Source organism: Streptomyces sp. WMMC1477 (assembly GCF_027460245.1).
GTDB lineage: Bacteria > Actinomycetota > Actinomycetes > Streptomycetales > Streptomycetaceae > Streptomyces.
This window is the reverse complement of record NZ_JAPZBD010000003.1, coordinates 1,212,095-1,225,801: the sequence shown is the minus strand read 5'-3', so window position 1 is coordinate 1,225,801 and position 13,707 is coordinate 1,212,095. Positions and strand designations below refer to the sequence as shown.

The following is a 13,707-nucleotide window of genomic DNA, read 5'->3' as shown; positions in this document are numbered from 1 at the left end:
CCGTCGCCCGGGCCGGCGGTGAGGGCGTCGGTCAGCCCGTCGGGCCGCCGACCGTGACGTGGTCGATGAGCCGCTCGACCGGCCCGAGGAGCTCGGGCTCCAGGTCGCGGTAGGAGCGGACGGCGGCCAGGACGCGCCGCCAGGCGGCCCCGGTGTTCTCCGGCCAGCCGAGGGCCCGGCACACGCCGGTCTTCCAGTCCTGGCCGCGCGGTACCTCCGGCCAGCGTCCGATGCCCAGGGAGGCGGGCTTCACGGCGGCCCAGACGTCCACGAAGGGGTGGCCGACGACGAGGACGTGGGGGCTGCTCACCGACGCGGCGATCCGGGACTCCTTCGAGCCCGGCACGAGGTGGTCGACGAGCACGCCGAGGCGGGCGTCGGCCGTCGGGGCGAAGCGCTCGACGACGGCGGGCAGGTCGTCGACGCCCTCCAGGTACTCCACGACGACGCCCTCGACGCGCAGGTCGTCGCCCCACACCCGCTCGACGAGCTCCGCGTCGTGCCGCCCCTCGACGTAGATCCGGCCCGCCCTGGCGACCCGTGCCGGGGCCCCGGGCACCGCGATCGAGCCGGACGCCGTGCGCCGCGGCCCCGTGCCACGGGAGGCCGGGGCGTCGCGCCGCGGGCGTACCAGGGTCACCGGCGCGCCGTCGACGAGGAAGCCGCCCGGCGCCGTGGGGAACACGCGGAGCTTGCCGAAGCGGTCCTCCAGCGTGACCGTCGGCCCCTCGGCCGTCTTCTCCCAGCGGACGACGGCGCCGCAGAAGCCGGTGGCGGCCTCCTCGACGACGAGCCCGGCGTCGGCCGGCACCTCGGGAGCGGCCGTCCGCCGCTTCCACGGCGCGGTGAAGTCCACGTTGCTGTAACGGTCGTCGCTGCGCATGCGCGCATTCTGCCTGCCGTCCGCCCGTCACCCGCCCGCGGACGTCCCGTACGCCCCCGCTCGCCGACGGTCCGCTCGCCTCCCGCCCCCGCGGACGTCCCGCCCGCGGACGGCGCTCAGCCGAGCGCGGGGCCGGGCGCCGGGGGCGGGGCCGGGCGGCGGCGGAGCTGGTCGCGCTGGGCGGCGACGAAGGCGGCGTCGACGACGGCGCCGTGGCCGGGCACGTACAGGGCGTCCTCGCCGCCGAGGGCGAGGAGCCGGTCGAGGGCGTCGGGCCACACGGCGGGGTGGGCGTCGGGGCCGGCCTGGGGCTCGCCGGACTCCTCCACCAGGTCGCCGCAGAAGACGACCTCCGGCTCGCCGGGGGCCTGGCCGGGGACGAGGACCGCGAGGTCGTGCCCGGTGTGGCCGGGGCCGACGTTGGCCAGCATGACCCGGCGTCCGCCGCCCAACGACAGCGTGAGCTCGCCGCAGACCTGGTGGTGCGGGGCCACCAGGACGTCGACGGCGTCCGCGGCCTCCTCGGGCGCGAGGCCGTGCCGGACGGCGTCCGCGCGCAGCTCGTCGGCGAGCCGGGGGAGCAGCGCGGTCATGCCCACGGCGCCGTAGACCTCCACCCCGGCGAAGGCGGCGGTGCCGAGGACGTGGTCGAAGTGCGGATGGGTGAGGACGACGTGGGTGACGGGGAGGCCGAACAGCTCGCGCAGCTGCCGCCGGATCCCGGCTCCGGCGCGCAGCGACGCGCCGGTGTCGACGACGAGGACCCCGTCCCGTCCGCGCACGGCGCCGACCGTCTCGTCCCAGCCGGGCATGCGCCGGCGCACGACGCCGGGGGCGAGCTCCTCCCACAGCGCGTTTCCCTGTGCCGTCATAGGACCGACGCTAGTCGTACCGGTGCCACTTCGCCCGACGCGGGGTACCTTCGGGTCCGGCCGCCCTTGCCCGGGGCGTGGTACCCGGCCGTACACTGGTCCCGGATTGGCACTCAGGGATGCCGAGTGCCAGGGGCGGGAAAGAGCCAGGGAAGACCCAGCAGGAGACCCGGTCGCGGCCGGACGGGAGGTGCGCCACCATGCTCAGCGAACGCCGACTCCAGGTGCTGCGTGCCATCGTCCAGGACTACGTGGGCACGGAGGAGCCGGTGGGTTCCAAGGCGCTCACCGAGCGGCACAACCTCAACGTCTCCCCGGCCACCGTGCGCAACGACATGGCCGCGCTGGAGGACGAGGGGTTCATCGCCCAGCCGCACACCAGCGCGGGCCGTATCCCCACGGACAAGGGCTACCGGCTGTTCGTGGACCGGCTGGCGGGCGTCAAGCCGATGTCGGTGCCCGAGCGGCGCGCCGTCCAGCACTTCCTGGACGGCGCGGTGGACCTGGACGACGTCGTCGGGCGCACCGTGCGGCTGCTGGCGCAGCTCACCCGGCAGGTGGCCGTGGTGCAGTACCCGTCGCTGACCCGTTCCTCGGTGCGGCACGTGGAGCTGCTGTCGCTGGCCCCGGCCCGCGTCATGCTCGTGCTGATCACCGACACGGGCCGGGTCGAGCAGCGCATGGTGGACTGCCCGGACCCGGTGAGCGAGGCCTCGGTCGCCGACCTGCGGGCCCGGCTGAACAGCCGGGTGGCGGGGCAGCGCTTCACCGAGGTGCCAAGGCTGGTCCAGGACCTCGTGGACGCCTTCGACGGGGAGGACCGCGGCGCGGTCGCCGCCGTCGTCGCGACGCTGCTGGAGACCCTGGTGGAGGAGACCGAGGAACGGCTGGTCATCGGCGGCACGGCCAACCTGACGCGCTTCGGCCACGACTTCCCGCTCACCATCCGGCCGGTACTGGAGGCGCTGGAGGAGCAGGTCGTCCTGCTCAAACTGCTCGGTGAGGCAACCGATCCCGGTGTCACCGTACGGATCGGGCACGAGAACGAGCACGAGGGGCTCAATTCCACGTCCGTCGTCTCGGTCGGTTACGGTTCCGGCGACCAGACGGTCGCCAAGCTCGGCGTGGTCGGACCGACCCGCATGGACTACCCCGGAACGATGGGAGCGGTACGCGCAGTGGCACGTTACGTCGGACAGTTTCTCGCGGAGTCGTAAGTGGCGACGGACTACTACGCGATCCTGGGCGTGCAGCGCGACGCATCACAGGACGAGATCAAGAAGGCGTTCCGCCGCCTGGCGAGGGAGCTGCATCCGGATGTGAATCCGGACCCGAAGACCCAGGAGCGGTTCAAGGAGATCAACACGGCCTACGAGGTCCTCTCGGACCCGCAGAAGAAGCAGATGTACGACCTGGGCGGGGACCCGGCGGGCGGTGCCGCCGGCGGCTTCGGCGCGGGCGGCGGCTTCGGCAACTTCTCCGACATCATGGACGCCTTCTTCGGTGGCGCCGCGCAGCGCGGACCGCGCTCGCGCACCCGCCGCGGCCAGGACGCCATGATCCGGCTGGAGATCGACCTGGAGGAGGCCACGTTCGGCACCACCAAGGAGATCCAGGTCGACACCGCCACCGTCTGCACGACGTGCAGCGGCGAGGGCGCCGCGCCCGGTACCTCGGCCCAGACGTGTGACATGTGCCGCGGCCGGGGCGAGGTCTCTCAGGTCACCCGGTCCTTCCTCGGCCAGGTCATGACGTCCAGGCCGTGCCCGCAATGCCAGGGCTTCGGCACGGTCGTGCCCTCCCCGTGCCCGGAGTGCGCGGGCGACGGGCGCGTCCGCTCCCGCCGCACCCTGACGGTCAAGATCCCGCCGGGCGTGGACAACGGCACCCGCATCCAGCTCGCCGGAGAGGGCGAGGTCGGCCCGGGCGGCGGCCCCGCGGGCGACCTGTACGTCGAGATCCGGGAGAAGCCGCACTCCGTCTTCCAGCGCCGCGGCGACGACCTCCACTGCACCGTCACCATCCCGATGACGGCGGCGTCCCTGGGCACCAAATGCCCGCTGGAGACGCTCGACGGCCTGGAGGACGTCGACATCCGCCCCGGCACCCAGTCCGGCCAGTCCATCCCACTGCACGGGCGGGGCGTGACGCACCTGCGCGGAAACGGGCGCGGCGACCTGATCGTGCACGTCGAGGTGCAGACGCCGAACAAGCTCGACGCCGAGCAGGAGGAGCTGCTGCGCAAGCTGGCCAAGCTGCGCGGAGAAGAGCGCCCCACGGGACAGTTCCAGCCGGGCCAGCAGGGCCTGTTCTCCCGGCTGAAGGACGCCTGGAGCGGCCGGTGACCGGCCGGTGACCGGCTCCCCGCCGCCGTTCGGCGCACTGTTCGAGCATCCGGTCGTACAGGCGCCGATGGCGGGCGGCGCTTCCCGGCCCGAGCTGGCGGCCGCCGTGAGCGAGGCCGGCGGGCTCGGTTTCCTCGCCGCCGGGTACAAGACGCCCGAGGCCGTGTACGCCGAGATCCGGGAGCTGCGGCGGCTCACCGCGCGCCCGTTCGGCGTCAACGTGTTCGTCCCGCAGCCCGCCCCGGTGCCGGGGCAGCCGGAGACGCCCGGCCCGACGGGTGCCTCCGGCGCGCCGGGCAAGGACGCCTCGGCCCGGATCGCCGTCTACGCCGAGCAGCTCGCCGGTGAGGCCGAGTGGTACGCGACGGAGCTGGGCGATCCGGAGCAGGGCACCGACGACGGCTACGAGGGCAAGCTCGCCGTCCTGCTGGACGACCCGGTGCCGGTGGCCGGCTTCACGTTCGGCTGCCCGGACTCCGCGGTCCTGGAGCGGCTGGCCGCCGTCGGGACGCTCACCGTCGTCACCGTCACCTCGCCCGCCGAGGCGCGGGCCGCCCACCGGGCCGGAGCCGCGGCCCTGTGCGTGCAGGGCGTCGAGGCGGGCGGACACCTGGGCGTCCACCACGACGATCCGCACGCCGACGCCTCCGGGGCGGGGCGGGCCCTGCTGCCGCTCCTGGCCGAGGTCGCGGAGACGGTGCCGCTGCCCCTCGTCGCGGCGGGCGGCATCATGCGGGGCGCCCAGATCGCGGCCGTCCTCGCGGCCGGGGCCGACGCCGCGCAGCTGGGCACCGCGTTCCTCGCCTGCCCCGAGTCCGGCGCCCACCCGCTGCACAAGGCCGCGCTGACGAGCGCGCTCTACACCCGCACGGAGCTGACCCGGGCCTTCTCGGGCCGGCCGGCGCGCGGCCTGGTCAACCGCTTCCTGCGGGAGCACGGCCCCTACGCCCCGGCCGCCTACCCGCAGGTCCACCACCTCACCGCGCCCCTGCGCAGGGCCGCGGCCGCCGCCGGGGACCCGCAGGGCATGGCGCTGTGGGCGGGCCAGGGCCACCGGCTCGCCCGCGAACTGCCCGCGGCCCGGCTCGTCGCCCTCCTGGCCGAGGAGCTGGCCGCGGCGTGCGCCGGGCTGCCCGCCGGGAAGGCGCCCGCACCGGGGGGCCTGGCGTGACGGCCCCCGTCTTCGTCGTCGACGCCGGGCGCCTGCGCACCGGCCCCGTGGTCCTGGACGGGCCGGAGGGACGGCACGCCGTCTCGGTGCGGCGGCTGCGAGCGGGAGAGGAGGTCGTGCTGACCGACGGCGCCGGAACGGGCGGCCTCGGCACGGTGACGGCCGCCACCGGGAAGGACCGGCTGGAGGTCGACGTCCGGGAGCTGCGCACCGAGCCGGAGCCGCGGCCCGCCCTCACCGTCGTCCAGGCCCTGCCCAAGGGCGACCGGGGCGAGTTGGCCGTCGAGACGATGACGGAGACCGGCGTCGATGTCATCGTGCCCTGGACGGCCTCCCGCTGCATCACCCAGTGGAAGGGCGAGCGCGGCACCAAGTCCCTGGCCAGGTGGCGCGCCACCGCACGCGAGGCGGGCAAGCAAGCGCGGCGGCTGCGCTTTCCCCACGTCACCGAGCCCATGACGACCCGCCAGCTCGCGCCGCTGCTCTCCGAGGCCGCGTTCGCGGCCGTACTGCACGAGGAGGGCGGCAGCCCGCTGGCCCGCGCCGAGCTTCCGGCCGAGGGCGGCATCGTCCTCGTCGTCGGCCCGGAGGGCGGGGTCAGCCCGGCGGAGCTGGCGGCCTTCGCGGAGGCGGGGGCCCGGCCCTACCGGCTGGGCCCGAGCGTGCTGCGCACCTCCACCGCCGGCACCGCGGCGGCGGCGCTGCTGCTGGGCCGTACCGGCCGCTGGGACTGACCCCCCTTTCCCTCGCCTTCCCGTCAGCGGGGGCTCCGCCCTGGCACGCCCGGGTCCGCGCGTCGTCGCCTGGCGGTGCGCTGTGGCCGGCCGCCCGGTTCCCCGCGCCCCTGCGGGGCGCAACCCCCGGATCTCGCGAGTGAGCCAAGGGCGCGCCGGTGCCGACGCGTGTCGACACCGGGTCTGAGCGGCCGGAGGCGAACCGAGTGGGGAATCGGACGCGCGGTAGAGTCCGGGCATGGCTGGAGAACCGCAGGCGGACTGCCTGTTCTGCAAGATCGTCGCGGGTGAGGTGCCGGCGACGGTCGTGCGTGAGACCGAGACGACCGTCGCCTTCCGGGACATCAACCCCCAGGCGCCCACCCACGTCCTGGTGATCCCCAAGGCCCACCACGCCGACGCCGCCACCCTCGCCGCCGCGGCCCCCGGGCTCGCCGCCGACGTGCTGCGAGAGGCCGGTGAGGTGGCCGTGGAGGACAACGCCGAGTCCTACCGGGTGGTGTTCAACACCGGCTCGGGCGCCGGGCAGACCGTCTTCCACGCCCACGCGCACGTCCTCGCGGGCCGCGGCCTGCAGTGGCCGCCCGGCTGAGTCGCCGTCATCTCGCATGTCCGTACGTGAACTGGTGGTGCTCGGCACCGCCAGCCAGGTCCCGACCCGGCACCGCAACCACAACGGCTACGTGCTGCTGTGGGACGGTGAGGGGCTGCTCTTCGACCCGGGCGAGGGCACCCAGCGCCAGATGCTGCGCGCCGGGGTCGCCGCGCACGACCTGAACCGGCTCTGCGTCACCCACTTCCACGGCGACCACTGCCTCGGCCTCGCCGGCGTCATCCAGCGCGTCAACCTGGACGGCGTCCCCCACCCGGTGACCGCGCACTACCCGGCGAGCGGGCAGCGGTACTTCGACCGGCTGCGCTACGCGACCGCCTACCGCGAGACGGTGTCCCTGCGGGAGGAGCCCGTCGCGGCCGACGGCGTCCTCGCCCGCAGGCCGTCCTACACCCTCTCGGCGGCCCGCCTCTCCCACCCGGTGGAGTCCTTCGGTTACCGGCTCGTCGAGCCGGACGGCCGCCGGATGCTGCCTGAGAGGCTGGCCGCCCACGGCATCTCGGGGCCCGACGTCGGCCACCTCCAGCGCGCGGGCACGCTGGGCGGCGTCCACCTGGACGACGTCAGCGAGTTCCGGCGCGGCCAGCGGTTCGCCTTCGTCATGGACACCCGGCTGTGCGACGGCGTGTTCGCCCTGGCCGAGGGCTGCGACCTGCTGGTCATCGAGTCCACCTTCTCCGACGGGGACGAGGCCCTGGCGAAGGAGCACGGCCATCTGACGGCGGGACAGGCGGGGCGCATGGCGGCCGAGTCCGGCGTCCGGCACCTCGTCCTGACCCACTTCTCCCAGCGCTACCCGGACGCCTCGGCCTTCGCCGGGCAGGCCCGCGCCGCGGGCTTCACCGGCGAGCTGACGGTCGCCCGCGACCTCCTCCGCGTCCCGCTCCCGCGCCGACGGGAATAGGGCCTGTCCGGAGGCGGGTTGGCCAGGCATGTCACTGATACACAAGACGACGTTGACGCCCACCAAGGTGGACCTCCTCGCAAACTGGCTCCCCGCGCAGCCCTGGTTCGTGCCGCAGGGTGCGGGGCCCGAGCTCACCACGTCGGGCGGTTTCCGGCTGGACGACCCGCAGGGCGAGGTCGGCATCGAATTCCTCGTCGTCACCGACACGGCCGGGGCCCGCCCGCGCTCATACCACGTTCCGCTCACCTACCGCGGGGCACCGCTGGAGGGCGCGGAGAAGGCGCTCGTCGGTACCGCCGAACACGGTGTGCTGGGCCGCCGATGGGTCTACGACGGCGCCCACGACCCGCTGGTCGTCAGCCAGGTGCTGGCCTTCCTGCACGGCCGGGCGGAGGCCCAGCAGCAGCGCGTGAGCCACACCCCCGATCCGTCCGTCGGCCGCCACCTCGCCCCGGACACCCCCGAGGTTGAGGCTCCCGCCGAGCCCGCGATCAGCAGCGGGCCGGACGGCACCGACATCGCGCTCGGGCCGCTGGTCCTCACCGTTGCGCGGCTGCTCGATCCCGCGGCAGAGGATGAGGAGGCCGTCGGGCGCGTCGTCTCGCGCTGGGAGACGCCGCACGGAGCGCACCGGGCGCCGTTCTTCGTCCTGCGCCGCCGGTAGCCCGCCTGCCCCGCCTGCCCCGCCTGCCCCGCCCGCCCCGGCGGGCCGGGCGGGTCACGGCCACCGCGCGCGGGCCAGCAGGCGGTCGGCGACGGCGGGGGAGTCCACCAGGGGGTGCAGCGCGAGGGCGCGCAGCGCGGTGCGGCGGGAGCCGTCGGCGGCAGCGGTGACCACCCCCTGCTCGGCGGCCTTCACCTGGAGCATGAGCCCCAGCTCGGCGGGGCCGGGCGGCGGGCACGGCAGCGGCCGGGCGCCGCGCGCGTCCACCTCGCAGACGGTCTCCACGACGGCCTCGTCCGGCAGGGCCGCGATCGTGCCCGCGTTGCGCACGTTGAGGACCAGCCTGCGCGGGCGGTCCTCGGCGATGGCCCGCATCAGCGCGAGGGCGACGCGGTCGTAGCCGCCGCCGTCGAGGTCGCAGGCGTCGCGCCGCCAGCCGCCGGAGGCGGCGCGCGCCTCGGCGAGGTAGGTCTCCTCCCGCTCCCGGCGCGCGGCCTCCCACAGCCGGGGGGCCGCCGCCGGGTCCCGGGAGGCCCGGGTGAAGAACGCGTCCTGCTGCCGGGCCAGGAACTCGCCGCGGGTCTCCCCGGCCGCACGGGCGGCCGTGAGCGTCTCCCGCCGGAAGTAGTAGTAGTGCAGGTACTCGTTGGGGAGTACGCCGAGCGCGGCCAGCCACGGGGCGCCGAACAGCCGCCCCTCCTCGAAGGAGCCGAGCGCCTCGGGGTCCGCGAGCAGCCCGGGCAGCAGCTCCCGCCCGTCGAGGGTCAGGGAGCGCAGCCAGCCCAGGTGGTTGAGGCCGAGGTAGTCGTAGCCGACGGCGTCGGGGTCGGCCCCGGCCGCGCGGGCCGCCCTGCGCACGAGCCCCACCGGCGAGTCGCAGATGCCGATGACCCGGTCGCCGAGGACGGCGGACATCACCTCCGTCACCACTCCGGCCGGGTTGGTGAAGTTGACGACCCAGGCGTCCGGGGCCAGCGCCCGCACCCGCTGGGCGATCTCCCGGGCGACGGGCACGGTGCGCAGCCCGTACAGCAGCCCGCCCGCCCCCACGGTCTCCTGGCCCAGGACGCCCTCGGCCAGCGCGGTCCGTTCGTCCCGCACCCGCCCGGCCGTGCCGCCGACCCGGATGGCGGAGAAGACGAAGTCGGTGCCGCGCACGGCCTCGTCCAGCCCCTCGGCGACCCGGACCCGGGGGCCGTCGTCGATCCCGGCCAGCACCGAGCGGATGACGCCGACCCGCGCCGGGTCGGTGTCGTGCAGCACGACCTCCTCGATCCCGCTCCGCTCCCGGGCCAGCGCCGCGTACACCAGCGGGACCCGGAATCCGCCACCACCCAGAATGGAAAGTCGCATGGGACGGACGGTACCGGCCGTCCGGCACACTGGCGGCATGCTCGATCCACTCGCCGCCGTGCGGACTCCGCAGGACCCGGCCTGCGACGTGTATCTGACCGGGACGGTCTTCCTGGACATCATCTTCACCGGCCTCGACTCCGCGCCGGTGCGGGGCACCGAGTCCTGGGCGCGGGGCATGGGCTCCAGCCCCGGCGGCGTCGCGAACATGGCCACCGCGCTCGCCCGGCTGGGCCTGCGCACCTGGCTCTCGGCGGCCTTCGGCGACGACGTGTACGGCGCGTACTGCTGGGAGGAGCTGAGCCAGGGCGAGGGCGTGGACCTCTCGCTGGCGCGCACGGTCCCGGGCTGGCACTCCCCGGTGACGGTGTCCATGGCGTACGAGGGCGAGCGCACGATGGTCTCGCACGGGCACGAGGCGCCGCCCCGGCAGGCGCCGCCCGCCGACCCGCCGCCGACCCGCGCGGCGGTGGCCTCCCTGACGCCCGGCCTCGGCCAGGAGTGGATCCCCCGGGCGGCGGGGCGGGGCGCCCGGGTCTTCGCCGGCGTCGGCTGGGACGGCACCGGCCGCTGGGACCTCGCAGCCCTCCCCGACCTCCGGTACTGCGAGGCCTTCCTGCCCAACGCGGAGGAGGCCGTCCGCTACACCCGCACCACCTGCCCGCGCGCCGCCGCCCGGGCGCTGGCCGAGCACGTGCCGCTCGCCGTGGTGACGCTGGGCCCCGAGGGCGCCTACGCGGCCGACGGGCGGATGGGGGAGACGGCCGAGGTGCCGGGCATCGCCGTGGAGGCCCTGGACACGACGGGCGCGGGCGACGTGTTCGTGGCCGGGTTCGTCATGGCCTCCCTCGCCGAGTGGCCCCTCGCCGACCGGCTCGCCTTCGCCGGGCTCGCGGCGGCCCTGTCGGTGCGGCACTTCGGCGGTTCGCTGTCCGCCCCGAGCTGGGCGGAGATCGCGGCCTGGTGCCACCGCGTCCACGCCTGCCCCGCCACCGACTCCGGCACGGCGTGCCGCTACGCCTTCCTCCGCCGGCTGCTCACCGACGGTGAGGGCGTCGTTCCGCTGCGCCGCGCCGTCCCCACGATCGGCTTCCCCCGCCGGTGACGCGGGGCCGCCTGCGGGCGGTACCGGAGGGCACGGGGGGCGGCCGGGCGGGAAAAACCCGTGGGCGTGGCGGTCCGTCGGCGTAGCCTGGGTAGCGCAACGCATCGCCGCGACCGAGAGGGATGAGCAAGGCCCAGAGCCGGCCCATGACGCAGACATCCATTTCCCAGGCACCCCAGGCACAGGCACGCTTCGCCGTTCCCGCCAAGCATCCGATGGTCACGGTGCTGGGCTCCGGCGACCGACTCCTCCGCGTCATCGAGGAAGCCTTCCCGGCGACCGACATCCATGTGCGCGGCAACGAGATCAGTGCCACCGGCGACGAGGCCGAGGTGGCCCTCGTCCAGCGCCTCTTCGACGAGATGATGCTCGTCCTGCGCACCGGTCAGCCCATGACCGAGGACGCGGTGGAGCGGTCGATCGCGATGCTCCGCGAGGAGCGCGACGGCGCCCTGAGCGAGACGCCCGCCCAGGTGCTCACGCAGAACATCCTCTCCAACCGCGGGCGCACCATCCGTCCCAAGACGCTGAACCAGAAGCGCTACGTCGACGCCATAGACCAGCACACCGTCGTCTTCGGCATCGGCCCGGCGGGCACGGGCAAGACCTATCTGGCGATGGCCAAGGCCGTCCAGGCGCTGCAGTCCAAGCAGGTCAACCGCATCATCCTGACCCGGCCCGCGGTCGAGGCGGGCGAGCGGCTCGGCTTCCTGCCCGGCACGCTGTACGAGAAGATCGACCCGTACCTGCGTCCCCTGTACGACGCCCTGCACGACATGCTCGACCCGGACTCGATCCCGCGGCTGATGGCGGCCGGGACGATCGAGGTGGCTCCGCTCGCGTACATGCGCGGCCGTACGCTCAACGACGCCTTCATCATTCTGGACGAGGCGCAGAACACCAACCCGGAACAGATGAAGATGTTCCTGACGCGGCTCGGCTTCGACTCGAAGGTCGTCATCACCGGCGACGTCACGCAGGTCGACCTGCCGGGCGGCACGAAGTCCGGCCTGCGCCAGGTGCGGGAGATCCTCCAGGGCGTGGACGACGTGCACTTCGCCGAGCTGACCAGCACGGACGTCGTCCGGCACAAGCTGGTGGGCCGTATCGTGGACGCCTACGAGCGCTACGACGTCCGCAACAACGGCGGCGGGCCCGGTGCGGGCGGCGCTCGGTAAGCTGCGCGTACGCAGGCCGAGACGACGGAGAGCATCAGCGAGCACATGTCCATCGACGTGAACAACGAGTCCGGGCAGGACGTCGACGAGGAGGCGCTCCTCGACATCGCCCGGTACGCCCTCGCCCGGATGCGCATCCATCCGCTGTCCGAGCTGTCGGTGATCGTGGTGGACTCCGCCGCCATGGAGCGCCTCCACGTGCAGTGGATGGACCTTCCGGGGCCGACGGACGTCATGTCCTTCCCGATGGACGAGCTGCGTCCGCCCGCGAAGGACGAGGAGGAGGCCCCCCAGGGGCTGCTCGGTGACATCGTGCTGTGCCCCGAGGTCGCGGCGCGCCAGGCCGAGCAGGCCCCGACGGGGCACACCACGGACGAGGAGCTCCAGCTCCTCACCGTGCACGGCGTGCTGCACCTGCTCGGGTACGACCACGAGGCGCCCGGGGAGAAGGCCGAGATGTTCGGCCTCCAGCAGGCCATCGTGGACGGCTGGCGGACCGAGCGGGGCCTCACCGGGCCCTCACCGGCCCCCACCTTCACCTGAGGCCGGGCGGACGATGACCGAGATCCTCACCGTCGCGGTCACCCTGACCGTGATCGCCTGGCTCGCCGCCTGCGCCGAGGCCGGGCTCTCCCGGGCGACGGGCTTCCGGGCCGAGCAGGCGGTGCGCAGCGGGCGGCGCGGCAGCGACCGGCTCGCCGCCGTCGCCGCCGACCCGGTCCGCTACCTGAACCTGGCCATGCTGCTGCGGGTCGCCTCCGAGATGGCCGCCGGCGTCCTCGTCACCTACGCGTGCCTGCGCTACTTCGCCGAACCCTGGCAGGCGCTCGTGGTCGCCATGGGCGTCATGGTGCTCGTCTCCTTCGTGGCCGTCGGCGTCTCCCCCCGCACCATCGGCATCCAGCATCCGCTGAACACCGCCACGGCCGCCGCCTACGTGCTGCTGCCGCTCGCCCGGGTGCTCGGCCCGCTGCCCCAGCTGCTGATCCTCCTGGGCAACGCGCTCACCCCCGGCAAGGGCTTCCGCAAGGGGCCGTTCGCCTCGGAGGCCGAGCTGCGGGCCATGGTGGACCTGGCCGAGTCGGAGTCGCTCATCGAGGACGAGGAGCGCCGGATGGTGCACTCGGTCTTCCAGCTCGGCGACACCCTCGTCCGGGAGGTCATGGTGCCGCGGACCGACCTGGTGTCCATCGAGCGGTTCAAGACCATCCGGCAGGCCCTCACCCTCGCCCTGCGTTCCGGCTTCTCGCGCATCCCCGTCACGGGCGAGAACGAGGACGACGTCGTCGGGATGGTCTACCTGAAGGATCTGGCCCGCAAGGTCCACATCAGCCGCGAGGCCGAGTCCGAGCTGGTGTCCACGGCGATGCGCCCGGCCGCGTTCGTCCCGGACACGAAGAACGCCGGCGACCTGCTGCGGGAGATGCAGACCGAGCGCAACCACGTGGCCGTCGTCATCGACGAGTACGGCTCCACGGCCGGGATCGTCACCATCGAGGACATCCTCGAGGAGATCGTCGGCGAGATCACCGACGAGTACGACCGCGAGCTGCCGCCCGTCGAGGAGCTGGGCGACGGCCGGTTCCGCGTCACCGCCCGCCTGGACATCGGCGACCTGGGCGAGCTGTACGGACTGCCCGACCTCGACGACGAGGACGTGGAGACGGTCGGCGGCCTGCTGGCCAAGCTCCTCGGCCGGGTGCCCATCGCGGGCGCCGCGGTGGTGGTCGACCTCTCCGAGGAGCCCGCCGATCCCAGGCTCGCCGGGCTCCGGCTCACCGCGGAGTCCACGGCGGGCCGGCGCAACCGCATCGACCGCGTCCTGGTCGAGCGCGTCGACGCCGAGCAGCGGGACGACGACGGGGAGTAGCCCGGAGCGCCC

The 13,707-nt window shown here is 74.6% G+C and carries 14 protein-coding genes; 11 read left to right on the top strand and 3 right to left on the bottom strand.

Annotation, left to right across the window (positions count from 1 at the left end; translation table 11 throughout):
- Positions 1 to 31: 31 nt before the first annotated feature.
- Both O7609_RS05775 and O7609_RS05770 read right to left on the bottom strand, forming a co-directional pair.
- Positions 32 to 883, bottom strand: coding sequence for a DUF3097 domain-containing protein (locus O7609_RS05775; protein WP_269733808.1), 852 nt, complete (start codon positions 881 to 883; stop codon positions 32 to 34).
- Positions 884 to 999: 116 nt separating this feature from the next.
- On the bottom strand, positions 1,000 to 1,755 hold the full coding sequence (locus tag O7609_RS05770) for an MBL fold metallo-hydrolase (protein ID WP_269733807.1): 756 nt from the start codon (positions 1,753 to 1,755) through the stop codon (positions 1,000 to 1,002).
- 200 nt (positions 1,756 to 1,955) lie between these two features.
- Here O7609_RS05770 and hrcA point away from each other — a divergent pair, with 200 nt between their 5' ends.
- The 7 genes from hrcA (at position 1,956) to O7609_RS05735 (ending at position 8,189) form a co-directional block, all read left to right on the top strand.
- Entirely contained in the window at positions 1,956 to 2,972 is a 1,017-nt protein-coding gene (hrcA, locus tag O7609_RS05765) for a heat-inducible transcriptional repressor HrcA (protein ID WP_269733806.1), read from the top strand.
- Positions 2,973 to 4,100, top strand: coding sequence for a molecular chaperone DnaJ (gene dnaJ, locus O7609_RS05760; protein ID WP_269743190.1), 1,128 nt, complete (start codon positions 2,973 to 2,975; stop codon positions 4,098 to 4,100). It begins immediately after the preceding gene.
- Positions 4,101 to 4,167: 67 nt separating this feature from the next.
- Entirely contained in the window at positions 4,168 to 5,271 is a 1,104-nt protein-coding gene (locus tag O7609_RS05755) for a nitronate monooxygenase (RefSeq protein WP_269737028.1), read from the top strand.
- On the top strand, positions 5,268 to 6,005 hold the full coding sequence (locus tag O7609_RS05750) for a 16S rRNA (uracil(1498)-N(3))-methyltransferase (RefSeq protein WP_269733804.1): 738 nt from the start codon (positions 5,268 to 5,270) through the stop codon (positions 6,003 to 6,005). The genes O7609_RS05755 and O7609_RS05750 overlap by 4 nt, the downstream gene beginning before the upstream one ends.
- Positions 6,006 to 6,243: 238 nt before the next feature.
- Positions 6,244 to 6,597 carry an HIT domain-containing protein gene (locus tag O7609_RS05745; protein ID WP_269733803.1) on the top strand — a complete coding sequence of 118 codons (354 nt, stop codon included), beginning with the start codon at positions 6,244 to 6,246 and terminating at the stop codon, positions 6,595 to 6,597.
- 16 nt (positions 6,598 to 6,613) lie between these two features.
- Positions 6,614 to 7,522 (top strand): ribonuclease Z, encoded by a 909-nt coding sequence (locus tag O7609_RS05740; RefSeq protein WP_269733802.1) that lies wholly within the window; start codon positions 6,614 to 6,616, stop codon positions 7,520 to 7,522.
- Positions 7,523 to 7,550: 28 nt separating this feature from the next.
- Entirely contained in the window at positions 7,551 to 8,189 is a 639-nt protein-coding gene (locus O7609_RS05735) for a maltokinase N-terminal cap-like domain-containing protein (protein ID WP_269733801.1), read from the top strand.
- Positions 8,190 to 8,243: 54 nt separating this feature from the next.
- Here the strand turns inward: O7609_RS05735 and O7609_RS05730 are convergent, their stop codons facing one another.
- Positions 8,244 to 9,542, bottom strand: a complete 1,299-nt coding sequence (locus O7609_RS05730; RefSeq protein WP_269733800.1) for a family 4 glycosyl hydrolase — start codon at positions 9,540 to 9,542, stop codon at positions 8,244 to 8,246.
- Here O7609_RS05730 and O7609_RS05725 point away from each other — a divergent pair.
- From O7609_RS05725 to O7609_RS05710, 4 genes are all read left to right on the top strand, one after another.
- The gene (locus O7609_RS05725; protein ID WP_443072067.1) at positions 9,529 to 10,647 is read left to right on the top strand and encodes a carbohydrate kinase family protein; all 1,119 of its coding nucleotides are present in this window, start codon (positions 9,529 to 9,531) and stop codon (positions 10,645 to 10,647) included. The genes O7609_RS05730 and O7609_RS05725 overlap by 14 nt on opposite strands.
- Before the next feature lie 146 nt (positions 10,648 to 10,793).
- Positions 10,794 to 11,825, top strand: a complete 1,032-nt coding sequence (locus O7609_RS05720) for a PhoH family protein (RefSeq protein WP_269733798.1) — start codon at positions 10,794 to 10,796, stop codon at positions 11,823 to 11,825.
- Between the two features lie 45 nt (positions 11,826 to 11,870).
- Complete coding sequence (gene ybeY, locus O7609_RS05715) at positions 11,871 to 12,368, top strand: rRNA maturation RNase YbeY (RefSeq protein ID WP_269733797.1); 498 nt, start codon at positions 11,871 to 11,873, stop codon at positions 12,366 to 12,368.
- Between the two features lie 13 nt (positions 12,369 to 12,381).
- Positions 12,382 to 13,695 (top strand): hemolysin family protein, encoded by a 1,314-nt coding sequence (locus O7609_RS05710; RefSeq protein WP_269733796.1) that lies wholly within the window; start codon positions 12,382 to 12,384, stop codon positions 13,693 to 13,695.
- Positions 13,696 to 13,707 lie beyond the last annotated feature (12 nt).